At 61.2% G+C, this 26087-nt stretch carries 28 protein-coding genes; 10 read left to right on the plus strand and 18 right to left on the minus strand.

Annotated features, from left to right (window positions below; all coding sequences use genetic code 11):
* Positions 1–100: 100 nt before the first annotated feature.
* Together P9254_RS00610 and P9254_RS00615 are read left to right on the plus strand one after the other, a co-directional pair.
* Complete coding sequence (locus tag P9254_RS00610) at positions 101–337, plus strand: hypothetical protein (protein ID WP_278055808.1); 237 nt, start codon at positions 101–103, stop codon at positions 335–337.
* 54 nt (positions 338–391) lie between these two features.
* Complete coding sequence (locus tag P9254_RS00615; RefSeq protein WP_278103865.1) at positions 392–1111, plus strand: phosphatidylserine/phosphatidylglycerophosphate/cardiolipin synthase family protein; 720 nt, start codon at positions 392–394, stop codon at positions 1109–1111.
* 143 nt (positions 1112–1254) lie between these two features.
* Here P9254_RS00615 and P9254_RS00620 read toward each other — a convergent pair whose 3' ends face one another.
* From P9254_RS00620 to P9254_RS00660, 9 genes are all read right to left on the minus strand, one after another.
* Positions 1255–1803, minus strand: coding sequence for an HK97 family phage prohead protease (locus P9254_RS00620; protein ID WP_278103866.1), 549 nt, complete (start codon positions 1801–1803; stop codon positions 1255–1257).
* A 134-nt stretch (positions 1804–1937) separates the two neighbouring features.
* A complete protein-coding gene (locus P9254_RS00625) occupies positions 1938–2558 on the minus strand; it encodes a hypothetical protein (protein WP_278055801.1) in 621 nt (206 codons plus the stop codon).
* On the minus strand, positions 2559–3083 hold the full coding sequence (locus tag P9254_RS00630) for a hypothetical protein (protein WP_278055799.1): 525 nt from the start codon (positions 3081–3083) through the stop codon (positions 2559–2561).
* 210 nt (positions 3084–3293) lie between these two features.
* The gene (locus P9254_RS00635) at positions 3294–4052 is read right to left on the minus strand and encodes a hypothetical protein (RefSeq protein WP_278055797.1); all 759 of its coding nucleotides are present in this window, start codon (positions 4050–4052) and stop codon (positions 3294–3296) included.
* 66 nt (positions 4053–4118) lie between these two features.
* Positions 4119–4244 (minus strand): hypothetical protein, encoded by a 126-nt coding sequence (locus P9254_RS00640; RefSeq protein ID WP_278055795.1) that lies wholly within the window; start codon positions 4242–4244, stop codon positions 4119–4121.
* The gene (locus P9254_RS00645; RefSeq protein WP_278055793.1) at positions 4241–4438 is read right to left on the minus strand and encodes a hypothetical protein; all 198 of its coding nucleotides are present in this window, start codon (positions 4436–4438) and stop codon (positions 4241–4243) included. Before P9254_RS00645 ends, P9254_RS00640 begins: the two co-directional genes overlap by 4 nt.
* A 45-nt stretch (positions 4439–4483) precedes the next feature.
* Positions 4484–6097 carry an AAA family ATPase gene (locus P9254_RS00650; protein WP_278055791.1) on the minus strand — a complete coding sequence of 538 codons (1614 nt, stop codon included), beginning with the start codon at positions 6095–6097 and terminating at the stop codon, positions 4484–4486.
* Positions 6078–6332 (minus strand): hypothetical protein, encoded by a 255-nt coding sequence (locus tag P9254_RS00655; protein ID WP_278055789.1) that lies wholly within the window; start codon positions 6330–6332, stop codon positions 6078–6080. The genes P9254_RS00650 and P9254_RS00655 overlap by 20 nt, the downstream gene beginning before the upstream one ends.
* Before the next feature lie 194 nt (positions 6333–6526).
* A complete protein-coding gene (locus P9254_RS00660) occupies positions 6527–6748 on the minus strand; it encodes a helix-turn-helix transcriptional regulator (protein ID WP_278055787.1) in 222 nt (73 codons plus the stop codon).
* 413 nt (positions 6749–7161) lie between these two features.
* Here P9254_RS00660 and P9254_RS00665 point away from each other — a divergent pair, with 413 nt between their 5' ends.
* From P9254_RS00665 to rimO, 4 genes are all read left to right on the plus strand, one after another.
* Positions 7162–7560 carry a hypothetical protein gene (locus P9254_RS00665; protein WP_278055786.1) on the plus strand — a complete coding sequence of 133 codons (399 nt, stop codon included), beginning with the start codon at positions 7162–7164 and terminating at the stop codon, positions 7558–7560.
* A gap of 1644 nt (positions 7561–9204) precedes the next feature.
* Entirely contained in the window at positions 9205–9612 is a 408-nt protein-coding gene (locus P9254_RS00670; protein WP_066989790.1) for a DUF930 domain-containing protein, read from the plus strand.
* Positions 9613–9889: 277 nt separating this feature from the next.
* Positions 9890–10549, plus strand: coding sequence for a TerC family protein (locus P9254_RS00675; RefSeq protein WP_067320072.1), 660 nt, complete (start codon positions 9890–9892; stop codon positions 10547–10549).
* A gap of 139 nt (positions 10550–10688) precedes the next feature.
* Positions 10689–12002: a 30S ribosomal protein S12 methylthiotransferase RimO gene (rimO, locus tag P9254_RS00680; RefSeq protein WP_127217448.1), complete on the plus strand. Its 1314-nt coding sequence runs from the start codon at positions 10689–10691 to the stop codon at positions 12000–12002.
* A gap of 70 nt (positions 12003–12072) precedes the next feature.
* Here rimO and P9254_RS00685 read toward each other — a convergent pair whose 3' ends face one another.
* The 8 genes from P9254_RS00685 to P9254_RS00720 all read right to left on the minus strand — a co-directional run bounded on the left by P9254_RS00685 (position 12073) and on the right by P9254_RS00720 (position 20361).
* Positions 12073–13140: a BMP family ABC transporter substrate-binding protein gene (locus tag P9254_RS00685; RefSeq protein ID WP_066989795.1), complete on the minus strand. Its 1068-nt coding sequence runs from the start codon at positions 13138–13140 to the stop codon at positions 12073–12075.
* 51 nt (positions 13141–13191) lie between these two features.
* A complete protein-coding gene (locus tag P9254_RS00690) occupies positions 13192–14112 on the minus strand; it encodes an ABC transporter permease (RefSeq protein ID WP_278054425.1) in 921 nt (306 codons plus the stop codon).
* Positions 14112–15224: an ABC transporter permease gene (locus tag P9254_RS00695; RefSeq protein WP_278055781.1), complete on the minus strand. Its 1113-nt coding sequence runs from the start codon at positions 15222–15224 to the stop codon at positions 14112–14114. The genes P9254_RS00690 and P9254_RS00695 overlap by 1 nt, the downstream gene beginning before the upstream one ends.
* Positions 15221–16798, minus strand: coding sequence for an ABC transporter ATP-binding protein (locus tag P9254_RS00700; RefSeq protein ID WP_067320061.1), 1578 nt, complete (start codon positions 16796–16798; stop codon positions 15221–15223). Before P9254_RS00700 ends, P9254_RS00695 begins: the two co-directional genes overlap by 4 nt.
* A 215-nt stretch (positions 16799–17013) precedes the next feature.
* Positions 17014–17991: a quinone oxidoreductase family protein gene (locus P9254_RS00705; protein WP_278055778.1), complete on the minus strand. Its 978-nt coding sequence runs from the start codon at positions 17989–17991 to the stop codon at positions 17014–17016.
* 41 nt (positions 17992–18032) lie between these two features.
* Positions 18033–18875 (minus strand): phosphatidylcholine synthase, encoded by an 843-nt coding sequence (gene pcsA, locus P9254_RS00710; RefSeq protein WP_405023120.1) that lies wholly within the window; start codon positions 18873–18875, stop codon positions 18033–18035.
* Positions 18848–19462, minus strand: coding sequence for a DUF1326 domain-containing protein (locus P9254_RS00715; protein WP_278055776.1), 615 nt, complete (start codon positions 19460–19462; stop codon positions 18848–18850). Before P9254_RS00715 ends, pcsA begins: the two co-directional genes overlap by 28 nt.
* Positions 19463–19473: 11 nt before the next feature.
* A complete protein-coding gene (locus P9254_RS00720; protein ID WP_127243480.1) occupies positions 19474–20361 on the minus strand; it encodes a DUF2182 domain-containing protein in 888 nt (295 codons plus the stop codon).
* A 59-nt stretch (positions 20362–20420) separates the two neighbouring features.
* Between P9254_RS00720 and P9254_RS00725 the strand changes: the two genes are divergently transcribed.
* Together P9254_RS00725 and hspQ are read left to right on the plus strand one after the other, a co-directional pair.
* Entirely contained in the window at positions 20421–21671 is a 1251-nt protein-coding gene (locus P9254_RS00725; RefSeq protein WP_442920285.1) for a UbiH/UbiF family hydroxylase, read from the plus strand.
* A gap of 225 nt (positions 21672–21896) precedes the next feature.
* Positions 21897–22220, plus strand: a complete 324-nt coding sequence (hspQ, locus tag P9254_RS00730; RefSeq protein WP_066989816.1) for a heat shock protein HspQ — start codon at positions 21897–21899, stop codon at positions 22218–22220.
* 73 nt (positions 22221–22293) lie between these two features.
* Here the strand turns inward: hspQ and P9254_RS00735 are convergent, their stop codons facing one another.
* Complete coding sequence (locus P9254_RS00735) at positions 22294–22914, minus strand: invasion associated locus B family protein (protein WP_066989819.1); 621 nt, start codon at positions 22912–22914, stop codon at positions 22294–22296.
* 293 nt (positions 22915–23207) lie between these two features.
* On the opposite strand from P9254_RS00735, the gene P9254_RS00740 reads away from it, so the two are divergent.
* Positions 23208–25028 carry an extracellular solute-binding protein gene (locus tag P9254_RS00740; RefSeq protein WP_127403541.1) on the plus strand — a complete coding sequence of 607 codons (1821 nt, stop codon included), beginning with the start codon at positions 23208–23210 and terminating at the stop codon, positions 25026–25028.
* Between the two features lie 41 nt (positions 25029–25069).
* Positions 25070–25750 carry a DsbA family oxidoreductase gene (locus P9254_RS00745; RefSeq protein ID WP_278055769.1) on the plus strand — a complete coding sequence of 227 codons (681 nt, stop codon included), beginning with the start codon at positions 25070–25072 and terminating at the stop codon, positions 25748–25750.
* Positions 25751–26087 lie beyond the last annotated feature (337 nt).

A 26087-nucleotide genomic window follows, 5' to 3' on the forward strand; every position in this document is an offset into this window, starting at 1 on the left:
TTTGGGGTGGCGACGTTGACGGAAGCCGTAAGCAGCGTTACGAGAGCCTTAGGAATAGCTTACGACAGGCTTACAGAGACCTTAGGGGAGACGTTACACAATGCCTACGCCAATCAGCACCGTTGTAGATGAGATGCATTCCAGACTTCGCGCCAAAGGCAGCGAGGTCGTAACGTTCGCTTGGCCGGAATTTTACGACATGAACAACGCTTTCCGATGGAAAAAGGAACGTCAGGTGAGCATCGCCGAAATGGCGCGGGATAAGTATGGTCTAGTTGTTGGGTTCGGCCATTCCGCCGTCGTGGTGTCAGTTGACCGTAACTTCAATCCGGGCTAGCGGCCCGTACTCCTCAAGATCTGAATATTTGCGCGCAGAAGGTGAGATTGAAGGTTGATGAATGCCGCCGAACGCTACGCTGCCCTTGCGCGTCTAATTGAGGAGCAGCCAGATGCAGCCGATATCCATAGCGTATTGCGGTGGATGGGGCGTGCTCAGGCGCTAGTTCAGGGAGTGTCAGATCGTAATGCGAACGGCATTGCGCACGCTGGAACGTTCATGCAGAGCAACGGTACTATAAAGACCATTCAAAGCGTGAACATGCATCTATACGCAACACTTGCCATAGCTGAAATGGAAGCGCCGCAGCCGTCTCAAGGATCGTTCGTAGTGGCCGGAAAGCCATTTGATGCGATGATGGCGGTAGGTAAGGTGCTAACGACTGCCAAGGCTAAGGTTCGCATTGTTGACCCCTACATGGACGAGAAGGCTCTTACAGAATTTGCCCTCTTGGCGAATGAAGGGGTCAATATCCAATTACTTGGCAGTCCGATGTACAAAGCTGCGTTGATTCCCGCTGCTCAGAAGTTCGTTCAGCAGTACGGAAGCAAGAGACCATTGGAGGTTAGGCTAGCCGGCAAGCACGACCTGCACGATCGCTTGATATTTATTGATGGTGCATCGGTGTACACGCTAAGCCAATCCCTAAGGAATTTCGCAGAACGCTCTCCAGCACTCATAAGCCGAGTGGAAGACCTTGATATCATACCCCTGAAGGTAGCCGCCTATGACGCGTTTTGGAACGGCGCTGCAAACGGCGCTGCAGTGGTTTGATTGGTTCTAACCCCTTCGCGCGCGCTTGCGCACGTGAATCGCAAATCGTCCTCATAGAAAAATCTGTAATAGCACTATCGCTAGCGGGCCACGGCGGTACGGCATTTTCGCTGCGCCAGAGAGTCGATATAGCCCACGGGGGTCTAGTTGATCCCCCGCAGCCGCATAGCAGCCTCGGCTCGCCGTCCGCTTGCGGCCATCGCATTGTGATCGGCACGGGTGAGGCTGACTTCGGACTGCGGATAGGCAGGGTGGACCACGGCGCTGATCTCAAACAGGTCTGCCTCGAGGATCGTTCGTTCGGGCAAGGCGTCGTAGCTTTCCGGCTCGAGCCAGGCTTCCTTTCGTACCCTGAAGCCGAAGCTCATGCCACGAGTGTCCTGCCGGCCAATGGATGACAGCGCTACTGCGGCGTCGGGATTCTCGGGATCCAAATCGGCCGAAAACCAAAGACCCATCCCACCTTCGTCGCGCAACGACAGCGTGCCGCTGATCGTCCTGGCAAGTGGTCGGTCGTCATCGTGACTCCAGAGCATAACCACATCATTGAGCGACTTTGCGAAAGCGCCAGGCGCAATCCGTTCAATGAAAGCGCCGCCTATCATGGTCGGTTCATTGTAACGAATGGCCCAGCCTGAGACGGTGTTGCTACTTGCCGCCATTTCGCCGATGCCTCTTCTCTGCGGCGTCAAGCTTCAAGCGTGCGGCAATGACTTCCGGCGTATCGCTCCTGGTGATGTAACCATTATCGCCTGGCAGTTTCACCAATCGCCTGCCAGAGCCTTTGCGCCGCCGGTCTGCGTATTCGGCTCGTTCATCAACGTGATCAGACCGCATAGCCCGCCCCCTTCAGTTCCTTGAAATACTCAGCAATCTTGCGCTGCGGATCCTCGGGAGCGCCAAGGAAGAACGGCTTGATTTGGCCCAGGCCACCAGCCGACACGCCCTGCGCTTCGATCGCCAAGATTAGGTCGTGGAGTTCGCTGTGTGCAGCATCAACGGCGTTCAGCGCCTCCACAAGGGCAGACACGCGCTTCTCAGCCTCCGGGCGAGCTGCAGCGCAGATTGCGCGCTCAGCCAATGGCCTTGCAGCGGCGATGCGTTTTTCGATCAACTCGATTGCCTGGCCGGCCACCGCTTCCAAGCGGCGCAACTCAGCAACCCGCTCGCGTTTCTGTGCCTTGGCTGAGGGTGCCTCACCGATCAGCGCGGCAACCTCAGGCGCGATGTCGAGTGTCTTGTCGGCTTCAATCTCGGCCTGCAGTGCCTTGCGCTCCACGACATGGGCTGCGCGGTCTTTGAAAATGGCTTCGCGCCTGTCTTCATCCTCGCCAAGCGAGGGCAGCGCCTGCCGTGCCGTCAGGGCAACGAAACTAAGCACGCGCGGTGCAACCTTGGCCGGCCGAGCGTCGGGCTTGAGTTTTTTCGTTTTGTTGAAAATCGGCATCTAGTTCGCGCCTCCGAAAAGGTCTTGGAAGGTCCCGGCAAAAGCGGGTCCGTTGATTGTAGTCGATCGACGGTGGCCGCTACCCTGCCAACGATTAGGATTGGCACCAGGCTCGACGAAGCGTCTAACCGTGCCATCGTCGTAGAAGATTGCGATCTCTGGCCAGGTTGACACGATCTCAATTCGAAGGTGGCGCGCGTTTTCGGGCTCGTCAGCGAGCGCATCCAGAAAATTGCCGGCAGTGAACTGCAGGCGACCCGGTAGAGCGTCGATCGACACGCCTGCAGGCGTCAGATCGCGATGAGAGGCAACCACCGCTGCCGTCTTGTGCAGCGGCCATCCATCGCCGGCCGAGCCCATGATGATGCTAACCACATGCTCAGGGTTGAGTACTGGCGGGGCCTTGGGCGCTCCAGAAGGCAGAACACCCGCCTCGGTGAGGCGGCGAGCCACCGCGGCAACGCGCGGCGGATCAAAGCCGATATGGCGCGCGATCGCGTCCACGGCCTGTTTAGTCGTGACCATTGTTTAAATCCAAATTGTCAGTTGAAGCTTCAAAAAAAGCCGCGCACACCCGAAGGTGCGGCGGCTTGATTGGTCCCGTCTGGTGAACTGCACCAATGACGGGTTGCCGGTGCGCTGGCGACGCAGCCGGGTGTCAGCAAGCGGGGAACACACTCACTAACGAAACTCTATATTCTTATTGTACTCCACTTCGCCGACATGGGGTTGATGCTATGCGGCTAGATCGCGCTCGTAGGCGAATGCGCCGCCGTCCGTCCATGCAGGTTGGGTTTCGCCTCGTCGCCATGCTGGCGTCGGCATGTCTGCAAACCGCCAGGCGGGCGTGCCAACCAGTGGCCACGTTGGTTGCGTTGCCTCACCGGCCTCAGCGCGATCCAGCTTCACATAGAAGGCAGATAGATCCCGAAGTGCCACCCGCAGAAGTCCTTTGCCAATTGACCGCAGCGTTGCTGGCGGGGATCCGATATCCGCTTCGGTCTCGCCGAGTTGCAATAACGTCCAGTTGCGGCAGGCGCCAGCCACAATAATCGGATAGCACGAGCCCAGCACGTCCGCGGCGAGCGCGATCACCTGCCGCGCTTGAATTGACCCAGCGGCGTATGGCAGATCGCGGAACAGGTTAAACCCGCCGTTGTCGACCACGTCGGAGATGATCTCGCCGCCGTCCTTCCAGTCACCGGCCGCTTCATCGAAGACTATGGTGTTCCCATTTTCGCCGATCGGAACGAAGCCGGCCAGGTGCGTTGCCTCTAAAAGCAACTCGCGCCAATCTTCATCGGCTCTGTCCTCCTGATAGGCGCCCGCAACCTCGTAATCGCGCCGGAAGCGGCCGGCCGCGAAGAAGTGACGCCTATTCTCGGCTTCGCTGATTCCAAGCTCACCGCGGTTGAATTGCTCTCGAAGCGGCCAGCCAGTTGGCCCTCGCCGATTATCATTGGCGGCAACCGGATTCCGATCGTCATTTGACATGCTGTGTTCCCATTGGATTGCCCTTCGCCAGAAGGGTGTTGAGATCGCCCGCGCTTGGCGGGACATTTATGCGGCAGCCTTGTCGGCTGCCTGCTTGTTGTCGTTGGCTACCTGTTCCATGAGCTTTTTGAACTCAGACCAGCTCAGGCGACGCTTGGTGACGGTCTCGTTTGCCGGTGGTGCTTTGTTCATGCACGCCTCACATAAGTCTCAGTCTCAAGCATGCGGTCTCGGCCGTGTTGTGTTTCAACAATAAAGACCAGCTCGCCGTCCTCGTCCTTGGTGACGCCGATCACTCGGCATGGTTCCCAAGGGCAGTCGAGTCCACCTTTCTCGTTCTTGATGAAGCGCTGCCGTTCTGCAGCGTATGGTTCAATTGCAAACATGCGATATCCATCTTTTGTTCTCCTCTGTTGATATGTTGGGGTGAGTTACCCGGCGGCTTGCCGCGCAGGTTCTTCATTGTCGTTGTTGGCCTGGTATTGCCGACCGTCTTCCAATGGTCGGGCGTTACCAACGCCGACGGGGGTTATAGGGGGTGTGTGAGCAGCACCGTTGGAAGGCGTTGGTAGACCGTTGGAAGGTACCGTTGGAAGGAAAGCGGCACGCCCTTGCTTCACCTCGTCCGCTACGACGACCAACCGTTGGCGCTGCCGAGAGGGAGATCCTTCGGTGACAACCGCGGCGGTGCCAGCAGCCAGCGACCTATGCATCGCTTCTTCCAACGCCTTCTTTGACACGCCGTCGCGATCCGGCCGCTTGGCCATGACGGTTGGGGCGTAACTGGAACTGCGGTTTGGGCTGACGTTCTGACCGCTGCCGTTGATGGCGGAAAGCAGCCTCAGAAACACTTTGTCTGCATGGTTGGCCAACAAGCCTGCGGCCGGTGACGGCTTGCCGTCATCCAGAACAAAAGCACCTTCGTGCCAGCGGATCTTAAGCTCGCCGCCCTTGGCTGCATAATTCGCCTTCATGCCCTTCAATATGCGAAGGTTGTCGTCATCCTTGTCGGCGGTGAGGTACAACCGCGCGCGGACGGAATTGCTCCACGCCGTCGATCCCGACGTGCCGCTGCCGGTCTGCATGCCAGCGACGGACGGGTGTGAGAGCAGCACAATTGCGCAGTTGATCTTGATAGCCAGCTTGCGAAGCATGGAGATGAACTGTCGGACCTGGCTCCGCTTGATCTCATCGCCACCAAACAGGTCGGCGGACGTATCGAGGACGATAAGCTTCGGGTGGTAACTCTCCGCAAACTCGGCAAAGTCGAGCCACAGCGCAGTTGGCTGCATCACGCCATACTTATCCGGCGCCGAGAGAAGCGCATCCATATCGGCCGCGGGTAGCAGCCTAAAAAGATGCAGGTCGGAAAGGTCGCCGCCAAGGGCCTTGGCGATATCGGCAAGCCGGCGATGAAACTCGTCCGCTTCGTCCTCCGCGCCAAGGTAGATGACCTTGCCACCCCATGGCTCGAGGCCGAGAGTTTCGACGCACATTGCACCCGCGGCACCAATCTGTGTAGCCAAGAGGCTCTTACCCACGCCGCCGTCGCCAGTGAGCAACGTCACCTGGCGCATAGGGATCATGTCCGGCACGTACCATTGACGCACTGGAATTGGTTCGCCGTGCCATGTGGCTGGATTTACCAATAGAAGCTCAGCCGGCTCGGCCAGCGGCTTGCGCCCGCCTTTGATGGTGTAGGTAAACGCCTCACCGTCGTCGCCGATGCCGATTGTTACCGGCTCGCCATCAACTGTTGCGCGGTATAGGCGCGGCCCGAAGCTGCCAGTGTTGTGGATCTCTCCGCCATAGCGTTTCTGAAACCGCTTCAGGCGATCCATGCTTTCGAGGTTATTATTAGCAGGCTGCGGCACGTCGGAAGGTGAGAGGAAGTCGAAATATGCGAAGTTGATTGTGACGTTGGGTCGATCAAATTGGACTTGCCCCCCTTTGCCCGCCACCTTGATAACTGTGCCTGTTCCCTTCTCGCCGTGCTCGACGCGGTCTCCAACTTGATAGATGCTTTTAGGCTGCGGCTGCGTCATTTCCGGTCTTCTCTCCAAGTGCTGCCAGGGCGGCGCGTCTGATGTCGTCAGCAAGATCGGGATGGAAGCTGGCCGTATTGGTGCCGAACGCCGAAGCGGCGTAGGCGCGAACGCCTCGAGGGCCGTCGACGAGCTTCAGATTGAACAGTCGACATGTTGGTGTCAGCTGCAAATCGAAGCGCGCAAGGGTGCTGCCCGAGCCTGCCGGCTCTGGCCTGATGTCCAAGATTTTCAAGAAAAGTGTTCCCGTTTCGGGTCAGGGTTGCCTGGGCGGCCGTTCGTCGGCTGCTCTTTTGTTGGTTAGGCTGCGGGCCGCGATCAGCACCGGTTAGCGCTTCCACTCCAACACCGCCAGGACAGCGGCGAGTTCGGCCTCGAGTTCGGCAAGGGTCATTGCAGCCAATCTGGCGCGAACAGCAGCGATGTCGGTCATGCGGCCGCCCTCGCCTCGCCCGCTACTGTCAGGCCATCAGCCCACGCCTTAACGTCAGCGAAGCGCCAGCGGACGGATCCGGTGCCAAGGGCGACGGGCCGCGGGAATATGCCGGCCTCGATGTTGCGATAGATTGAACTGCGGCCGAGCCCGATCATGCGCTCGACGTCGCCAACACGAAGAAGCAGTGGCGGCAGGTTGTCGTTTGAGTGCTCCAAGAAGTGCCCTCCGAAAATTCCGCTTGCGCGGTTTTGACTTTTCCCCTATAGTGGTTCTGCAATGGACGCCTTGCATCCAAGTCGGGGTGCGACATTAGGCGTTTTCGCCTATCGTGTCAAGTCCCATGCGCCCGCTTGGGACTATTTTTATGTCCGGCATCGGGCGGGGTATTTTCTGGGGGTACTTCGCAGAAGTCCAGAAATTTTTCTTCTGAAAAACAACAACATAGTGGCTAGGTCTTAAAGACACTCCCTCCGCCACAATTCCCAACCGAATCCGCATATCATCTCCTGCATGGCCACCGTTTCGCTGTAGACGGCTATCTGTCCCATCGTGCTTTATTGGTTCCGGCGAGCCTTGGTGCGTCTCGTGCCCATCCGATTGTGCTGCAAGATCCTGGCGAAGGAACGAGATGCCTGTTTTCGCGTTGTGCGCCATGTCTCTCGAAGACCACATCAGCATGGCGCAGCGTCATGTTCGACATGGCGAGCGGCACATTGCGCGTCAGCACGAGCGGATTGCCCGCTTGAGAACCAACAGGCTGCCGACAGTGGATGCGTTGAGGTTCCTGAGCCTGTTGGAAGAGGTTCACGCTTTGCAGCGGGAGCACCTGTCCCGACTGCTGTCGAAATCGGCTGGATCCAAAGTAGTCTCGGAGCTTTCGGCGAAGACGCAGGTGGAAGAGGGCGGGAGAGACGCGATTTCCATTCCGGACCCCATCGTCCGGCTCGCGCTGGAGCTCGAACAAGAGCTTAACAGCGTCAAATTGAAGTGGCTGACCGCCAAGCCTCCGAGGGGCAAGCTTCACTAGCTGGCTCCGGCAGGTTGGCGGCTCTGCCGCGTCCTTTCGTGCGCTGAGGCCCCTTTAGGCTACTACGCCATCAACTTCTTGATATGTACCGGCCACATCAGCACAAGCGTATGTTTATCGGCAGCCGGTGCTGTGTCTCGCCCCCGAGCCCACCGGTCAGGCCCGGCGTTTGCTGGCCTACCCCGCCAGCCTGCCGGGCCGCCCGGCGTCAGGCAATGGCGTCAAGGTTTCTTGTCCAGTGGAGAACACCGATCTCAGGAGCGCACCAGACTCATGACCTCACGGTCGGCGGCTTGCGCCCCTCAGCCGCACGTTGCCGGGCGGGCAGCGGACACACCGCTGGAGGCACAGCCGACACAAAGCGGCGGCACGCCGGCAAAATTCTATTAGCTTTAACTAATTGTAGACCCGCGCTGTCCTATTCTGGGACAGCGCGGGTAGCGCCCACTCCCGCGCCGGCGGCTCCGGCAGGCCCAGCACCCCCCGCCCTCTGTCGGGGCCGCCACCTGACTTTGCTTTATACCAGCGATGGTTGAATCAACCGTTACCACACGTGCCTACCAACGAGCTTTCGTGATCGTTAAATTTTGATGGATCGGAGGATTCCCATCTCACCAGAACTGATCTAGTCTTGCAGGTCGAAGAAATCGCGGGTGGCAACCTATGGAAGCGATGTTCGATGACCTTGCGGCTGCTGTCAGGCAGCCCCGAACAGATATTTATACGGCTGTGCGCGCGTTCGCCCTGGACTTCGCCAGCAAGCTCTTTTTAGGGGTCGCCGTGGGGGTTGGCATCGGTATCGGGCTAGCTATCGCTCGGTAAGTCACCAGGAAAGTACCGGCGGCTGCGCAAAGTCCGCGTGGCTCGCCCTGCTATCCGCTTGCTGTAGCATACCGCGATCGGTGTAGGGTCACCCACTATATTGGCAATGGCCTCCAATCTGACACGAACTTACCATTGGACGTTTTCGGGCGCCGTGGGGAGTTCCAATGCGCATGATTCTTGCTCTGGCCGCACTCACGGCCTGTTTCTCCGTATGGGATCATCTTGCAAACCACGGAACCTATAGCGCTACCCTGCAGCGAAACATTTTTGGTAAAGTGCTTTCCGGCTAACGGCCTTCCCACCGGGGCCGGTTTCCATCGTCAGGCAGGTCGACACAGTTTTTATGTTCGCTTGCTCAGTTAAATGCTCTGCGCCCTTTTGCGTTAATCCAAGCAGCAGTCGGCCCGACAATTCCGCCGGAAGGTCGAAAAATACATCATAGACCATCCATTGGTCACACGGATCCGATAAGCAGGTAAACCTCATCACTGACGGTTCTTCGTTTTAGTATTCCAACGCAAATCTGTTCGGCGGCTGAGCCTGCGAAACCGGGCAGGATTGTGCTCCAGCACTTTGAAAGCACAATACTGCCGCCCGACGAGGAGAAAAAGAGGCTCTACAGTCCCTGCTCTATACGACCCAAGTCTGACAGGTTCTTGACAGTTCTTCGGCAGCGGAGATCGTTTCATCGCGGACCCCGGAACAATGGCAATAGCCCAGTCGCCGAAGCCCGAGATTGGCTTGTGCCGCATGGCTGGCCTGGCCGAGCCGGCACCCATGTCACAAGCGCGTGCGTTTGGTTGATTTCTCAGACAGAATATGCTGCTTGTCGCGCCCATGAAAAAGCTCTGCCTGATGGTTCTGGCGCCTCTGGCGCTGGCCTGGCCGGCCAAGGCGATGGACAACGCACTTCGTGCCGGCCTGCTGAAACTCGATCCGCAGACTCGTCTCGAACAGCGTTGCGACGCCGAGGTGCTCGACCGGATTAGCCACGACGATCGCAAATTCAAGGCCGACCGTGTGGTGGCCTATGCCTTCGCCACGCCCCAGATGAGCGCCGACGCGATCAGGAGCCCCGGCGCCGCCTTTCGCAGCAAGGGTCAATGGTTCCGGCTGAAGTTCAAGTGCCAGACTGCGCCCGACCACATGCAGGTGCTGCAGTTGCTCTACAAGATCGGTGACGAGATCCCGGAAACCGACTGGGCAAAATACAATCTTTACGATTGACCGACTGCCGCGGTCGGTTGCGCGCAAATCGGCCTTTCGAGTGCAAACTCATTTGAACCAAATGGAACCAGACGAGCGGCAACCGCTTGTTTCGTGAGTTCTCTTGACGTGCAGGAACCATGCACGTAGAGCAATTCCAGGAAAGGCGCGCAACCGTTTTTCCCGCCGGAATTGCGTGAAAACAAAGACTTAGAACGCGATCGCATCAATCGGTGAATCGCTCCGGCGTTAGAACACTCGAAGATCGACATTTCGCAAAACAGGAAGGCTCAAGACGATGGATATTTTCAGCGCCGCAAGCCTGACTGCCCTTGTCCAGGTCATCGCGATCGACCTGGTGCTTGCGGGCGACAATGCCATCGTCATTGGACTGGCGGCCGCCGGCCTGCCGACGGAGCAGCGCAAAAAGGCCATTCTGATCGGCGTGGTGGCAGCGACGGTGCTGCGCATCCTGTTCGCGGCGGTTACCGTCAAGCTGCTTGCAATCGTCGGACTGTTGCTCGCCGGTGGCATCCTGCTGTTATGGGTATGCTGGAAGATGTATCGCGAGCTGCGCACCTCCCATGCCGACGAGCACGAGGCGACGGAGGCGCTCGCCAATTCCGATCTCGACAGCGACAAGGCGGTTGCCGGCAAGGCGCCGCGCAAGACGCTTGGCCAGGCGGCGCTGCAGATCGTCGTCGCAGACGTGTCGATGTCGCTGGACAACGTGCTGGCCGTCGCCGGCGCCGCGCGTGATCATTTCTGGGTGCTGATCGTCGGCCTCGTGCTGTCGATCGGCTTGATGGGCCTTGCCGCCAGCTTCATTGCGCGGCTGCTGCACCGTTACCGTTGGATTGCCTATATCGGCCTGCTGATCATCCTCTATGTCGCGCTAGACATGGTCTACAGGGGCACGATGGAAATCTGGCCGCATGTCAACAACGCGGTGAGCTGACTGCCGCCACCTGACGCGGGCTTTGGCCGGCCACTGATCTGGCCTCGCATTGCGTTTTGCCGCAACAAGGACCAGCCCATACCAATGCCGCAATTAGTGTGGTATGGCGCCGCCGATCCCGAAAAACCTGGAAAAGCTTATGTCTGCCCCTCGTGTCAGTTTCGTCAGCCTTGGATGCCCGAAGGCGCTCGTCGATTCCGAGCGCATCATCACGCGGCTCCGCGCTGAAGGCTACGAGATCGCCCGCAAGCATAATGGCGCCGACCTCGTTGTCGTCAACACATGCGGCTTTCTCGACTCCGCGCGCGACGAGTCGCTCGACGCGATCGGCTCCGCCCTTTCCGAAAACGGTCGCGTCATCGTCACCGGCTGCCTCGGCGCCGAGCCGGAAGTCATTCGCGAGAAGCATCCCAATGTGCTGGCGATCACCGGCCCGCAGGCCTATGAGAGCGTGATGGCGGCGGTGCATGAGGCGGCTCCCCCCAGCCATGATCCCTACATCGATCTTCTGCCGCCCCAGGGCGTGAAGCTGACGCCGCGGCATTACGCCTATCTGAAGATTTCCGAAGGCTGCAACAATCGCTGCACCTTCTGCATCATCCCGGCGCTGCGCGGCGATCTCGTCTCGCGGCCGGCGGCCGACGTGTTGCGCGAGGCCGAAAAGCTCGCCAAGGCCGGCGTCAAGGAGATCCTCGTCATCTCGCAGGACACCAGCGCCTATGGCATCGACATCAAATACCAGACGAGCATGTTCGGCGACCGCGAGGTGCGAGCGAAGTTCCTCGACCTTGCAGAGGAGCTCGGCAAGCTCGGCATCTGGGTTCGCATGCACTATGTGTACCCCTACCCGCATGTTGCCGACGTCATTCCGCTGATGGCCGAGGGAAAGATCCTTCCCTATCTGGACATCCCCTTCCAGCACGCCTCGCCGCAGGTGCTGAAGAACATGCGCCGTCCCGCTCATGGCGAAAAGACGCTGGAGCGGATCCGCGGTTGGCGCGAGGTCTGCCCGGATCTCGCCATCCGCTCAACCTTCATCGTCGGTTTCCCCGGCGAGACGGAAGACGACTTCCAGATGCTGCTCGACTGGCTGGACGAGGCGAAGATCGATCGTGCCGGCTGCTTCAAATATGAGCCGGTCAAGGGCGCGCGCTCCAACGACCTCGGCCTGGAACAAGTGCCGCAGGAGATCAAGGAAGCCCGCTGGCACCGCTTCATGCAGCGCCAGCAGAAGATCTCGGCGACGCAGCTGGCCAGGAAGGTCGGCAAGCGGCTGCCGGTGCTGATCGACGAGGCGCATGGCACCTCGGCCAAGGGCCGCACCAAATATGACGCCCCCGAGATCGACGGCTCCGTGCATATCCAGTCGCGTCGGCCGCTGCGCGCCGGTGAGATCGTCACGGTCAAGGTCGAGCGCGCCGACGCCTACGATCTCTACGGCTCGGCCGTTTGACAAGCGGGATTGGCTGAAAATGAAAGGGCGCCGGTGGGGCGCCCTTTTTGTTTTGATGCCAGGCTGCTGTTTACTGCGGCAGCTTGTCGTCGATGCCCTTGACGTAGAAATTCATGCCGAGCAGCGTGGCGTCGTCGGCGACCTCGCCGTCCTTCAGCCAAGGCGAGCCGTCCTGCTTCGCCACCGGGCCGGTGAAGGGGTTCCAGCCATCGGCGATCTTCTTGGTGGTCGCCTCCGCCATTGCCTTCACGTCGTCAGGCATGTTGGTGAAGGGCGCGAGCTTGACGGCGCCATCCTTGATGCCAAGCCACACATTGTCCGGCTTCCAGGTGCCGTCGAGGGCAGCCTGCACGCGGCTGATGTAATACGGGCCCCACTCGTCGGTGAGCGAGGTCAGCTGCGCGTTCGGCGCGAATTTGATCATGTCCGACGACTGGCCGAACCCATGCAGCTTCCGCTCCTCGGCGACCTGCAGGGGGGCGGTCGAGTCGGTGTGCTGGACGATGATGTCGGCGCCCTGGTCGAACAGCGCCTTGGCGGCGTCGGCTTCCTTGCCCGGATCGAACCAGGTATTGACCCACACGATCTTCACCTTGAAGTCCGGATTGATCGACTGCGCGCCGAGCATGAAGGAGTTGATGCCCATCACCACTTCCGGGATCGGGAAGGAGACGATGTAGCCGGCAAGACCCTTCTTCGATTCCTTGGCCGCGATCTGGCCGAGCACATAGCGGCCTTCATAGAAGCGCGCGTTGTAAATGCCGAGATTGTCGCCCGTCTTGTAGCCGGTGGCGTGCTCGAACATCACCTTCGGGAACTTCTTGGCGACCTTAACCTCGGCGTCCATGAAGCCGAACGATGTGCCGAAGATGATCTTGCATTTCTCGCGCGCCAGGCGCTCAAAGGCGCGGTCGGCGTCCGGGCCTTCCGAGACGTTCTCGAGATAGGCGGTCTCGACCTTGTCGCCGAGCGCTTTCTCCACCTCGAGGCGACCCTGGTCGTGCTGATAGGAATAGCCGAAGTCGCCGATCGGCCCCGTGTAAACCCAGCATGCCTTCAGCTTGTCGGCCGCCTCGGCGGTTGCCGCCAGCGACAGGGCCGCGGCCGTGGTCATCAGCGCAATAAGCAGTTTCTTCATCGTGTTACCTCTCTGAGTTAAGCCTTGGAGCTTCCCGTCTTTTTGTTGTCGTCAACGATCCGGAACAAATGGCTGCCCCAACGAAGCCGGCGTGTTCATCATCGTCAGCCGCTTGTTCCGCGAGATTAGAACGAGAACCACGATGGTTGCCAGATAGGGCAGCGAAGAAAGAAACTGGGACGGTACAGGAATGCCGAAAGCCTGTGCATGAAGCTGGCCGATCCACACCGCGCCGAAGATGTAAGCGCCGGCCAGCACCCGCCACGGACGCCAGGACGCAAAGACCACCAGCGCCAGCGCGATCCAGCCGCGTCCCGCGCTCATGTTCTCGACCCATTGCGGCGTGTAGACGAGCGACAGGTGGCCGCCGGCAAGCCCGGCGCAAGCGCCGCCGAAGATCACGGCGAGGTAACGGTAGCGGATGACCTTGATGCCGAGCGCATGCGCCGACGCGTGGCTGTCGCCGATCGAGCGCAGCGTGAGGCCAGTGCGCGTCCTGAACAGAAACCACATCACGGCGGCGGTGAGCCCGATCGAGACGTAGAACAACGGGTCCTGGCCGAAGATCAGCTTGCCGACGACCGGTATCGAGGTCAGGCCGGGGATGTCGAGGTTCGGCAGCCTGACGCCAGGCTGGCCGACGAAGCTGGTGCCAATCATGCCGGAGAGGCCAAGCCCGAGCAGCGTAAGCGACAGGCCGGTCGCCACCTGGTTGGTCGCCAGGGAAAGCGTCATAACGGCGAAGAGCAGCGAAAACAGCGCGCCGACGACGATTGCGGCAAGCAGCCCGATCCAGGGAGATCCGGTAAGATACCCCGCGCCGAAGCCGCCGACGGCGCCCATGATCATCATGCCCTCGACGCCGAGATTGAGCACGCCGGAGCGTTCCACCACCAGCTCGCCGATCGCCGCAATCAAGAGCGGCGTCGCCGCGGTCGCGATGGTCAAAAGGATGTTGACGGTGATGTCCATCAGCGTGCCTCCTCCAGCGTGGGCGCGGCCTCGAGTCGTGGCGCGGCAAAGCCGATCAGACGAATGCGATAATGAATGAGCGTGTCGCAGCCGAGCACGAAGAACAAAAGCATGCCCTGGAACACGCGCGCCACCTTGTCGGAGATGCCGAGCGCGCTCTGCACCGCCTCTCCGCCGAGATAGGTCAGCGCCAGCACCAGGCCTGCCGCGACGATGCCGAGCGGATTGAGCCGCCCGAGGAAGGCGACGATGATGGCGGTGAAGCCATAGCCGGGCGAGATCACCGGCTGTAGCTGGCCGATGGCGCCCGAGACTTCCGAGATACCGGCAAGGCCAGCCAATGCACCGGACAGCAGGAAAGTAAAGAAGACCATCTTGCTGAGGCCGAAGCCGGCGAAGCGCCCTGCCCTCGGGCTCGAGCCCAGCACGCGGACCTCGAAACCTTTCAGCATGCGGCTCATCATCAGCCAGACCGTGACAGCGGCGACCAGCGCGAAGACGAAGCCCCAATTGGCGCGGCCGGCATCCGGCATCAATTCCGGCAGGACGGCCGAGTCGCCGAACTGGATGGTCTGCGGGAAGCCGTGGCCCTGCGGGTCGCGCCACGGTCCGCGCACCAGCCAGTCGAGGAAAAGCTGCGCCACATAGACCAGCATCAGGCTGGTCAGGATCTCGTTGGTGCTGAAGCGGGTTTTCAGCAGCGCCGGGATGGCCGCATAAAGGGCGCCGCCGACCATGCCCAGCAAGAGCATCAGCGGCAGCACCAGCGGACCTTCGAATTCGGGGAACAGCACCGGGATGATCGAGCCGAAGATGCCGCCCAGAATGAACTGACCTTCGGCGCCGATGTTCCAGATGTTGGCCTTGTAGCAAACCGACAGGCCGACGGCGATCAGGATCAGCGGCGCCGCCTTGATGGCCAGTTCATGCAGTTGCCAGACCTCGCTGATCGGCTGAACAAAGTAGACATTGAACGCATTGAGCGGATTGACGCCGAGCAACGCGAACATGATGGCGCCGGCAATCATCGTCAGCGCGAAGGCGATGAAGGGCGAGAGCACCGAAAACAGCGCCGAGCGCTGCGGGCGTTTGACCAGTTCGAGGCGCATCATGCCGTCTCCATGCTGTGTTCGGCGTGGCCGGGCTCGGCGCCGCCCATCAACAGGCCAATCCTCTCGAAGGTGGCTTCGGCGATCGGCAGCGGCGCGGACAATTCGCCGTTGTGCATGACCGCGATCGCGTCCGACAGCTCGAACAATTCGTCGAGGTCCTGGCTGATGACCAGAACCGCCGAGCCGCTGCGGGCAAGCTCGATCAGCGCCTGGCGGATATGGGCGGCGGCACCGGCGTCGACGCCCCAGGTCGGCTGGTTGACGACCATCACGCTCGGCTTGCGGTCGAGCTCGCGGCCGACGATGAACTTCTGCAGATTGCCGCCGGACAGCGCCGCGGCCTCCGGATCGGGAGCGCTCTTGCGCACGTCCATCGCGGCAATGATGCGCTGGGCGGCGCTGTAGACGGAAGCGTTCCTGACCATGCCGCCGGAGCCGACGAAGGACTTGCCGTCGGTGGCATGGCGCGACAGCAAAAGGTTCTCCGACAGCTTCATCCGCGGCGCCGCGCCGTGACCGAGCCGTTCCTCCGGCACGAAGGCGGCGCCCATCAGCCGCCGGCCGGTGATCGACACGCCGCCCGCATCCTTGCCGCGGATGCGCACGGAACCGGGATCCTGCTGCAGCACCTCGCCGGAGACGGATTCGAAAAACTCGCCTTGGCCGTTGCCGGCGACACCGGCGATGCCGATCACCTCGCCGGCGCGTACCGAAAGATTGATGTTCTTGAGCGGAATGGCGAACGGCGTCGCCGGCTTGCGGGTAAGCCCGCGGATCTCCAGCAATGCCGGCGCGGTCTCGATGCCCTTGGCCGGCGCGCGCACCACTGCCTTGACCTCATTGCCGACCATCATGCGGGCTAGCGACGCGGCCGTCTCCTGGCGCGGGTTGCAGTGGCCGACGACCTTGCCGTGGCGCAGCACCGTGGCGCGATCGCAGATGCGTTTGACCTCTTCCAGCCGGTGCGAGATGTAAAGGATCGACTTGCCTTCAGCGCGAAGCCGCTCCAGCGTTTCGAACAGCTTGTCGGCTTCCTGAGGCGTCAGCACCGAAGTCGGCTCGTCGAGGATGATGAGTTGGGGCGTCTGTAAGAGGCAACGGATGATCTCGATGCGCTGGCGCTCGCCGACGGAAAGATCGCCGACCAGCGATTCCGGATCGAGCGGCAGGCCGTAGCTGTAGGAGAGCGCCCGCGCCTTCGCGGCAATCGCGCTGATCGGCGAGCCGTCGTTCAGCGAAAGCGCGATGTTCTCGGCCGCCGTCAGCGCCTCGAAAAGCGAGAAATGCTGGAACACCATGCCGATGCCAAGCTTCTTGGCGAGGCCGGGGCTGGTGATCCTGACGGCTTGGCCGTTCCAGAAAATTTCACCCGAATTCGGTTCCAGCGAGCCGAACAGCATCTTCACCAGCGTCGACTTGCCGGCGCCGTTCTCGCCGAGCAGGGCGTGGATCTCGCCCTTCGCGATGTTGAGGTCGATATGGTTGCACGCCGTCAGCGTGCCGAAAATCTTCGTAAGGCCACGAACCTCCAGCAGGTTCGCCCTGTCATGATTTGCACTCACAGTGCCTCCCATCCAGTTACCCGGATATGTTCTGTGTTCCCGCTGGTATCGTATGCGCGGCCGGCTTCGGTCGGAAAGCGGCACGCAACTTGAAAGAGCTTCAAGAATTCCAGCGGAAACTCAAGGGGTAAGATAGGCCTGTTCAGGGCAAGAGGGAAACCAGTAAGCTTGTCGGGGAAACCACTGCCCTGAGGCGCGGCAAGGCGCTGAAAAACAAGGCAGCCGGCTTAGGGGATGAGGATGGTTGTGCTCGTCGTCTTGCGGCCCTCGAGATCGGACTGCGCTTGTGCCGCGTCCTTCAGCGCGTAGCGCTGGTTGATCTTGATCTCGACGGCGCCGCTCAGCACTACCTCGAACAGCGCTTGCGCCGAGGCCACAAGGTCCTCGCGTTTGGCGTTGTAGACGAAGATTGTCGGGCGGGTCGCATAGAGCGAGCCTTTCTGCGCCAGAAGCGACATCGGGAAAGGCGGGATCGGCCCGGACGACTGGCCGAAGCTGACAAACATGCCAAGCGGCCTCAGGCAGTCGAGCGAAGCGGGAAAAGTGTCGTTGCCGACGGAATCATAGACGACGTCGCACTTTTTGCCGCCGGTGATGGCGGCGACGCCGGCGACGAAATCCTGCTCCTTGTAATTGATGACATGGTCGAAGCCATGTGCCTTGGCGAGCTCGACCTTGTCGACGGAGCTTGCCGTGCCGATCACCGTCGCGCCGAGATGCTTTGCCCATTGGCCCAGGATCAGGCCGACACCGCCGGCCGCGGCATGGTAGAGGATCGTGTCGCCCGCCTTCACCTTAAAGGTGCGGCGCAGCAGATATTCGGCCGTCATGCCTTTCAGCATCATGGCCGCCGCCTGCTCGTCGCTGATGCCGTTCGGCACCTTTACCACGCGGTCGGCGGCGATCACGCGTTCTTCCGAATAGCCGCCGACATTGACTGCATAGGCGATGCGATCGCCGGGCTGCAGCCAGTCGACGCCGGCGCCAACGGCCAGCACCACGCCCGCCGCCTCGCCGCCCGGGACCAGCGGAAAGCCGCCGGGCGGCGGGTAGAGGCCCGAGCGATGGTAGATGTCGATGAAGTTGAGCCCGATCGCGGTATGCCTGATCAGAATCTGCCCGGCGCCCGGCTGGCCGGGATCTGCTTCCTCATAGGTCAGGACCTCGGGGCCGCCATGGGCATGAATGCGGATCGCTTTGGACATTGCTCAACTTTCTCGGAAAAGGACGGAAGCCGGATCTAGAGTCAGGATTTCCTGGCGCCAAGATTGGGAAACATCTGCATAATGCCCCCGATGCAGGCGAGATAGAGCCCGGTCACCGTAATGCCGGCCTTGGTGAAGATGCTGACCTGCTCGCTCAGAACTCCGATCTTGTCATAGAACGAGGCAAGTGCGGCCTGTGCCAATGCAAGCGCGCCGAAGGCGCACCATAACAGCGTCATGCCGAGATTGATCGGCCTGAGCCGCACCACCCGTACCGGGTGGATGAAGTTGATCGGCAGGAAGGTGAGAATACCGGCGACCACGACCACGGCGAATGAAACCCACTGCCCCGGCTCGATGACAAAGAGCGTGAACACCACCATGTTCCAGACGACCGGGAACCCCTTGAAGAAATTCTCCTTCGTCTTCATGCCGGTGTCGGCGTAGTAGATCGCGCTGGAGACGACGATGATCGCCGCCGACAGGAACGACAGGTTCTCGCCCATCAAGCCGCGCTGGTAGAGCGCGAACGCCGGAATAAGCACGTAGGTCACGTAGTCGATGATGTTGTCGAGCAGCTCGCCCGACCATGTCGGCAGGATCTCCTTGACTTCGAGCTTCCTGGCGATCGGGCCGTCGATGCCGTCGACGAAGAGCGCCAGCCCCAGCCACCAGAACATTGCCGTCCAGCGTCCCTCGCTCGCCGCCACCAGCGACAGGAAGGCGAGGAACGAGCCGGACGCAGTCAGCAGGTGCACGGAAAAAGCCCGCGCCTGCGGCCACGTCACTTTCTTCTTCGGCCGCGGAATCCGCTCCGCGATTTTCTTGGCCGCATTCCGGGCCGCTGTGTTCTTGCTCACGGGCCTCGCCAATCCAGCTTGCATATCTCGGCCGAACGGCCGGCGAAATTCCAATTGCGGCCGAAGGCGCGCATCTTGCTCTTGTCCGACTTCGCCACGATGATTTCCGGTGCGATCCAGTATTCGGAATTGGTAATGACGGTGTCTTTGTCGCGGTCCTTGCCGGGTATCGGCGTCACCGCGCCGTCGATAATCCGCGGTATCTGGAAAAGGCGCGTCCTATCACGCGTCTCATAGGTGATCGGCACCTGTTCCACGCCAAGGAAGTTTCCAACAAGAATCGACAGTAGCGAAGTGGTCCCGCCCGCCTTCCCGGTGAAGATTTTTGTCAGGGCCTTCACGGCATAGATGGAGGCGCGCTTGTCGATGAACAGGCCGGCGCTCCAGTTGCCGCGGCTCATATAGCCCGGGATTTCCATGACCAGACCAACATTAAGGCCGGAAAGATCGACCTCGCCGAAATGGCCGGCGTCGATGCGGAACCCGGCCCACGTCTGGCAATAGCCTTCGGTCGGCGGATGGCTGCCGAGCGACAGAACGCAGGGGCAGAAAACCGTGCAATTGCAGGAGAGTACCAGCTCTCCCTTCATCGCCCAGCTCTGATCGGCCATCGAAATCTCCCTCACGCGGAAACTAATAGCAGGGCGGCGGCCCACACAAGCAGTATCGCACCGGAAACCCGACTGGCCACCCTGCCCGCGGTCTGTTTCTCGATCAAAGCGAACAGGCCGATCAGCGCCGTCCAGAAGATGTTCATCGCGCCCACGGCGAACATGACCAGCATCAGCGCCCAGCAACAGCCGAGACACCAGATGCCCTGCTCCACTCCCAGGCGAAAGACACGCCCCGGCTTCGCGCTCCAGTTGGCGAACAGGATCGAGAACGGGTTGCGGCACCTCTTGAGGCACGCCTGCTTCAAGCCGCTGAACTGATAGAGGCCGGCAATCGCCAAGGCGGCGGCCCCGGCAACCCCGACGACAGGATCGAGCACCTGTCCCGCGGCGACAAAGCCATAGATTATGAGCGTCAGCGCGGCGAACGCCACTGAGGCGGCAAGCCAAGTCGCGAGAAATCCCATCACCAGAACCAGCGGATGGGCGACGGGCTCTCCCTTGATCCGAGCGGTATCGGCAATCTCGCAATAGGTGCGGATCATCGGCGCCGCCGAAGGCAGCATCGTCGCCACCGCCATTATGAACCACATCAGGACGAGCGCCGACGCCGCCAACGAGCCTGAAAGCGGCGCCGGCGCAAGGCACAAAGCGAAGAACCGGTCGAGGAAATCCGGCAGCGGCAATGGCGGCAGGTTCTTCAGCAGCGCATCGCCCGGAGCGCCGCCGGCAACGCGGCTTTCGGCGCCGCGAATAGCCATGGCAGCGAGGATCCACCAGGCAAGCACGACGCCCGCACCGATAGTGAGCATCACGGCAAGGCGGGGGCTGCGCGCCAGTCCCGCCGTGGCGCGGCCGGCGCGGTCGAGATGGCGGAAATCGTGCTCCTGGGCGCTCATGCCAATCGAATGGGCCGAATCGCCGCGTTGATCAAGTCCGCCGATCTGCCCTATACCGCATGCAGGCCGACGGGCCGCCATCAACATGGAAGCCTGGCGTGGAGCAGAGTGACAAAGCCCGCATATTGATCGCCGGCAGCGGCCCGGCCGGCCTGATCGCCGCACTCGGCTTTGCCGAGGCAGGCTTTGCCGTGACGTTGGCTGGCCCCGAGGCCGCCGGCGGCGATGGCCGCACCACCGCCCTTATGAACCCTGCTCTCAAGGTGCTCGACCGGCTGGGTGTGCTGGACGAACTCAGACCGCAGGCGGCGCCGCTGAAAATGATGCGCATCGTCGACGCAACGCGCCGGCTGATCCGCAGCCCGACCGTCACCTTCCGCGCCAGCGAAATCGGCGAGGAGCAGTTCGGGCTCAACCTGCCGAACAAAATCCTGATCCCGGTGCTTGCCAAGAAGGTCGCCGCAAATCCCGGCATTGAGTGGCGAAAGTCGATGGTCGATGCCTGGCGGCTCGACGCCGACCACGCACATGCGAGCCTCGCCGATGGCAGTGAGGTCTCGGCATCGCTGGCGGTTGCCGCCGACGGGCGCCTGTCGCCGGCGCGCGAGGCCGCCGGCATCAGGGCCTCCGCCCGACCCTATCCTCAGTCGGCGCTCGTTCTCAATTTCAGCCATCGCAGCGAGCATGGCTTCATCTCAACTGAATTCCATACCGAGACCGGGCCGTTCACGCAGGTGCCGCTGCCGGGCAAGCGCTCCAGTCTCGTCTGGGTGGTGAAGCCGGAAACGGCACAGGAACTGGCCGCGCTCGACGATGCCATGCTGTCTGTTCGGGTCGAAGAGCAAATGCAGTCCATGCTCGGCCGGGTCTCGGTCGAGCCCGGCCGCCAAGTCTACCCGCTTTCGGCGGCCTCGCCTGGTCGGTTCGCGCAAAACCGTGTGGCGCTTGTCGGCGAGGCTGCTCATGTCTTCCCGCCGATCGGGGCACAAGGCCTCAATCTCGGCATCAGGGATATCGACGATCTAATTGGAATCGCCAGCGAAAATCGCGACGATCCCGGGTCGAGGCTGAGCCTTGCCGCCTACGACACGCGGCGCCGTCCGGACATCCTGGCGCGCAGCAGTGCGGTGAACTTGCTCAACATGTCACTGCTGTCCGACATGCTCCCGGCGCAGCTTGCGCGCAGCGCCGGCCTCAACGTGCTGGGCAGCTTCGCGCCGCTGCGCGCCTTCTTCATGCGCGAAGGCCTGCGGCCGGGAAGCGGTTTTCGGGCGCTCGCCGGCGGCTTCAGGAAACAGGCCGCGCGCTGAGGCACATTTGCAAACTACCGCTTTCGGCCGAGCATTGCGCCTGCCGATAGGTAGCTTGGTGGCCAGGGCGTCGGTAAAGCATTGCATTGGAGCAACGTCTGCGCCAAATCGTACCAAGCCGAAAGTCGGGGTCGATTTTTGAGCGCGTGACGTGTAGATTCAAGACCTTAGGCGCCCTGTGCGCGCAAGCCGCTGCGGCGCCTCGGGACCGAAGTGGTGAGTGCGATGAAGACGGCCAAATTCGCGATCGGACAAGTTGTTCGCCACCGGCTGTTTCCGTTCCGTGGCGTGATCTTCGACGTCGATCCGCAATTCGCCAACACCGAAGAATGGTATGAAGCGATCCCGGCGGACATGCGTCCAAGCAAGGACCAGCCTTTCTATCACCTTCTCGCCGAGAACTCCGAGACAGAGTACATCGCTTATGTATCCGAGCAGAACCTGCTCGAGGACCGGTCGGGCGAGCCGGTGCGCCACCCGCAGATCGGCGAGATGTTCGACAAGCTGCCCGACGGGCGCTACGAGCCGAAAGGTCACTCGAAACACTGACGGCTGGACAAGCGACAACAAAAAAGCGGGGCGCCTGCCCCGCTTCTTGCATGCTTGAGAAACGCTCCAACAATCAGTTGGCGGTCTTCGCCTTGTCCTGCTCTTCCTTAAGCTTCTTGGCGAAGTCCTGGTTGTTCTTGGCGACGAAGTCCTGCAGCTTCTTTTGGCGGTCCTCGATGTCCGACTGCTGCAGCGGCGGGCCGTCATAGGCGCCGCTAAAGCCCGTCAGCGCAACCTTGATCGGGTTCGGCTGGTTCTGGAAATTGACCGAGGTGAGCGTAATCTGCTGGCCCTTCTTGAAGGACGCGACAAGCTGGTCGGTCAGCGGCACTTCGGCCACGCAGCGATCCGGGAAGCAGATCACATAGTCGAGCTTCTGCGCCTTGCCGGAATCGATCTGCAGGCCGATGCCCGGAGGAACGAGACGGCCGGTCGGCACCGTCACCTGGAACACCTTACGGTTCACTTTGCCCTTGAGCTCGATCAGGCTGACGCCGGTGACGAGCTGGCCATTGCCGGCGGTGACGATGTTCTGCACGTTGCAGATGTCGACGTCTTCCTGCTTGGTGCAGGCCTTGAACCAGCCCTGCGGAATCTGCGGCGGCTGCTGGGCGGAAGCGGTGAAAAGCCCGGCGCCCAGAACGCCGACCACGCCTGCGGCCAGCACCGAAAGGCGATACGCGTTGCTCGTCATATGGTGCACTTTCCTCTCAAATGATCCCGGGGACCGGCTTCTTCCTGCCGTGTGGTCCCGCTACCTGTTGCCCAAATGAGGCAACAGCATGACTTCGGAGCGCGTGTTACACTGCCAGCGGCGCCGAATCCAGCCCGGTTTCCGCGTTTTCTTGCCGCTTCTCCTGCCCTGGACGAGCCTCATCGGCGATGCGTCGACTGAACCCAAGCGACCGGCGCGCGCCGATTCAATCGGGGAGCGAAATGCTCTAGGGTGCATGTCGAATCACCAAGCTGCCCGGCAAGGAGACGGTCATGGACCGCGTTCTCGTTCGGCTGATCGCCGCGACCTCGTTTCTGGCCCTCTCGCTGCTTCCGGCTTTGTCGGAACCGAAGCACGGCATCGCCATGCAGGGCGAGCCGGCGCTGCCTGCGGACTATACGCATTTCGACTACGTCAATCCCGATGCGCCGAAGGGCGGCAGCGTCACCTATTGCGTCGTCGGCAGTTTCGACAATCTCAACCCCTTCATCCTGAAGAGCCTGCGCACCACCGCGCGCGGCATGATCGACACGGTCTACGGCAACCTGGTCTTCGAGCCGTTGATGCAGCGCAACTACAACGAGCCCTTCAGCCTCTACGGCCTGCTCGCCGACAGCGCCGACATGGACCCGGGTCGCAAGAGCATCGAGTTCCACCTCGATCCCAAGGCCAAATGGTCGGACGGCCAGCCTGTGACGCCGGAGGACGTGCTGTTCACCTACGATGTCTTCAAGGACAAGGGCCGCCCGCCTTACAGCGATCGCATGAGCATGATTGCCAGGCTGGAGAAGACCGGCGACCACAGCGTGAAGTTCACCTTCAACGAAAAGGCCAATCGCGAATTTCCGCTGATCGTCGCGCTGACGCCGATCATCCCCAAGCACGCCTTCGACAAGGAGACTTTCGACAAGACCACGCTGAAGCCGCTGATCGGCAGCGGCCCCTATACCGTGGACAAGGTGCAGCCTGGGCAGCGCATCGTGTTCAAGCGCAATCCCAATTATTGGGGCAAGGACATCTCATCGAAGCGCGGCTTCGACAATTTCGACCAGATCACCATTGAGTATTTTCTCAATGCCAACGCCAAGACGGAAGCGTTCAAGAAAGGCATCTGCGCCCTCGACGACGAGACCGATCCGGTCAAGCGCGACCGCGATATCGACTTCCCGGCCTTTCGCAAGGGTGATGTGAAGCAGGAATATTTCGACACCGGTATTCCTCCCGTGGTGACGGGCTTCCTGTTCAACACCAGGCTGCCGAAGTTTTCCAATCCGGTCGTGCGGCGCGCCCTCGGCATGCTCTACGACTTCGAATGGGCCAACAAAAACCTGTTCGCCGGCAAGTTCAATCGCACCATGAGCTTCTGGCAGAACTCCGAGCTGTCCGCGCTCGGCCATCCCGCCGACGAGCGGGAGAAGGCGCTGCTTGCCCCCTACCCCGGCCGCGTCCCTGCCGAGGTGATGGACGGCACCTGGCGGCCGCCGGTCACCGACGGCTCCGGCCAGGACCGCAAGGTGCTGCGAGCGGCTTTCGAGCTCCTGAAAAGCGCTGGCTACCACGTAGAGGACGGCCGGATGCTCGACCCTGAAGGCAATCCCTTCGGCTTCGAGATCATGACGTCATCGCAGGACGAGGAGCGGCTTGCGGCTCTCTATCAGCGCACGCTGGAGAAGATCGGCATCGATGTAACCATCCGCGGCCTCGACGGCGATCAAATCCAATCGCGCAAGCAGCGCTTCGACTTCGAGGTGCTGATCGGCACAAGCGGTTTCAACAATTCGCTCTCGCCCGGCAGCGAGCAGGTGGGGCGCTGGGGATCCGTCGCCGCCAAGCAGGAGGGTTCATTCAACCTGGCCGGCGTCGCCGATCCCGCGGTCGACGCGGCGATCAACGCGATGCTGAATGCGCGCACGAAGGAAGACTATGTCGCCGCGGTGCGCGTTCTCGATCGGCTGCTGATATCGGGCAACTACATGGTGCCCATGCAATACAACACGCAGCAGTGGCTGGCTTACTGGAGCTACCTGGAACATCCGCAAAAGACGCCCATATTCGGCTATCAGCTGCCGACATGGTGGCGAAAGCCCAACTGACGCGATCCCCCGCCTGACACCGACCAAGCAAGGAGACGAGCATGAGCGCGGAGAACTCGATCACCATCGATGTGGTGTCGGATGTCGTCTGTCCCTGGTGCTTCATCGGCCAGAAGCGGCTGGACAGGGCGATCGCCGCTGCCGGCGATATCGACGTGCACGTGCGCTGGCGGCCGTTCCAGCTCGATCCGACCATTCCGCAAGGCGGCATGGTTCGCCGCGAATACATGCTGGGCAAATTCGGCAGCGAAGAACGCATCCAGCAGATCCATGCGCGCATTGAGCCGCTCGGCGAGGCGGAAGGGATCCATTTCGCCTTCGGCGCCATCAAGGTCGCTCCCAACACGCTGGACGCCCACCGCGTTATCCGTTGGGCGGGGCCTGCCGGCGAGGACGTGCAGAACCGGTTGGTGCGACGCCTCTTCCAACTGAATTTCGAGGAAGGCGCCAATCTCGGCGACCATGCCGTCCTAACCGAAGCCGCCCGCGAAGCCGGCATGGACGGTTCCGTGGTCGAGACGCTGCTGCCCACGGATGCCGATGTCGAGGCGGTGCGCAACGAGATCGCCACCGCCTCGCGCATGGGCATCACCGGCGTGCCCTGTTTCCTGCTCGAAGGCAAATATGCCGTTATGGGCGCGCAGGACGCCGACACGCTGGCCGATGCTATCCGCCAGGTCGCTGCGGCCAAGGCGCGCGGTGAGCTCGAAACGGCGGGCTAGACCAAGGTCGCATCACCCCTTCGCTAGCCGACGCGGAAGCCCGTGATGACTGCTGAGAGAGATTCCCGCGGTCTACGGTGGTTGATTCGAGGTAACCCCAGGTCTCCTGAAGGGACTTTTCGAGCCCTTCAACCATGGACCGGCCGCGCATCGGGCTGAATATTCCTTCACAAAACCGTGTTTTTGGCTTCCCCTGGGGAAAGTCCTTTCCAGCCGAAACTCTGTTCCCAACCGGCTGAACCAAAACACGAATTCCCCTCCGATAGATATCAGCCGGCAAAGCTTTTCTGTTGCGTTCATGCCACGGCCGGTAACCCTGTTCCCATTCGGAGGAAGA

The organism is Mesorhizobium sp. WSM4983, assembly GCF_029625765.1.
Classification (GTDB): domain Bacteria; phylum Pseudomonadota; class Alphaproteobacteria; order Rhizobiales; family Rhizobiaceae; genus Mesorhizobium.

Excerpts from the sequence above, each read along its gene's own strand:
- P9254_RS00610 (WP_278055808.1), top strand. The coding sequence starts at position 101 with ATGCCTACGCCAATCAGCACCGTTGTAGATGAGATGCATTCCAGACTT.
- P9254_RS00625 (WP_278055801.1), bottom strand. The coding sequence starts at position 2,558 with ATGCCGATTTTCAACAAAACGAAAAAACTCAAGCCCGACGCTCGGCCG.
- P9254_RS00630 (WP_278055799.1), bottom strand. The coding sequence starts at position 3,083 with ATGGTCACGACTAAACAGGCCGTGGACGCGATCGCGCGCCATATCGGC.
- P9254_RS00635 (WP_278055797.1), bottom strand. The coding sequence starts at position 4,052 with ATGTCAAATGACGATCGGAATCCGGTTGCCGCCAATGATAATCGGCGA.
- P9254_RS00640 (WP_278055795.1), bottom strand. The coding sequence starts at position 4,244 with ATGAACAAAGCACCACCGGCAAACGAGACCGTCACCAAGCGTCGCCTG.
- P9254_RS00645 (WP_278055793.1), bottom strand. The coding sequence starts at position 4,438 with ATGTTTGCAATTGAACCATACGCTGCAGAACGGCAGCGCTTCATCAAG.
- P9254_RS00650 (WP_278055791.1), bottom strand. The coding sequence starts at position 6,097 with ATGACGCAGCCGCAGCCTAAAAGCATCTATCAAGTTGGAGACCGCGTC.
- P9254_RS00665 (WP_278055786.1), top strand. The coding sequence starts at position 7,162 with ATGCCTGTTTTCGCGTTGTGCGCCATGTCTCTCGAAGACCACATCAGC.
- P9254_RS00670 (WP_066989790.1), top strand. The coding sequence starts at position 9,205 with ATGCTGCTTGTCGCGCCCATGAAAAAGCTCTGCCTGATGGTTCTGGCG.
- P9254_RS00675 (WP_067320072.1), top strand. The coding sequence starts at position 9,890 with ATGGATATTTTCAGCGCCGCAAGCCTGACTGCCCTTGTCCAGGTCATC.
- rimO (WP_127217448.1), top strand. The coding sequence starts at position 10,689 with ATGTCTGCCCCTCGTGTCAGTTTCGTCAGCCTTGGATGCCCGAAGGCG.
- P9254_RS00685 (WP_066989795.1), bottom strand. The coding sequence starts at position 13,140 with ATGAAGAAACTGCTTATTGCGCTGATGACCACGGCCGCGGCCCTGTCG.
- P9254_RS00690 (WP_278054425.1), bottom strand. The coding sequence starts at position 14,112 with ATGGACATCACCGTCAACATCCTTTTGACCATCGCGACCGCGGCGACG.
- P9254_RS00695 (WP_278055781.1), bottom strand. The coding sequence starts at position 15,224 with ATGATGCGCCTCGAACTGGTCAAACGCCCGCAGCGCTCGGCGCTGTTT.
- P9254_RS00700 (WP_067320061.1), bottom strand. The coding sequence starts at position 16,798 with ATGGGAGGCACTGTGAGTGCAAATCATGACAGGGCGAACCTGCTGGAG.
- P9254_RS00705 (WP_278055778.1), bottom strand. The coding sequence starts at position 17,991 with ATGTCCAAAGCGATCCGCATTCATGCCCATGGCGGCCCCGAGGTCCTG.
- pcsA (WP_405023120.1), bottom strand. The coding sequence starts at position 18,875 with ATGCAAGCTGGATTGGCGAGGCCCGTGAGCAAGAACACAGCGGCCCGG.
- P9254_RS00715 (WP_278055776.1), bottom strand. The coding sequence starts at position 19,462 with ATGGCCGATCAGAGCTGGGCGATGAAGGGAGAGCTGGTACTCTCCTGC.
- P9254_RS00720 (WP_127243480.1), bottom strand. The coding sequence starts at position 20,361 with ATGAGCGCCCAGGAGCACGATTTCCGCCATCTCGACCGCGCCGGCCGC.
- P9254_RS00725 (WP_442920285.1), top strand. The coding sequence starts at position 20,421 with ATGCAGGCCGACGGGCCGCCATCAACATGGAAGCCTGGCGTGGAGCAG.
- hspQ (WP_066989816.1), top strand. The coding sequence starts at position 21,897 with ATGAAGACGGCCAAATTCGCGATCGGACAAGTTGTTCGCCACCGGCTG.
- P9254_RS00735 (WP_066989819.1), bottom strand. The coding sequence starts at position 22,914 with ATGACGAGCAACGCGTATCGCCTTTCGGTGCTGGCCGCAGGCGTGGTC.
- P9254_RS00740 (WP_127403541.1), top strand. The coding sequence starts at position 23,208 with ATGGACCGCGTTCTCGTTCGGCTGATCGCCGCGACCTCGTTTCTGGCC.
- P9254_RS00745 (WP_278055769.1), top strand. The coding sequence starts at position 25,070 with ATGAGCGCGGAGAACTCGATCACCATCGATGTGGTGTCGGATGTCGTC.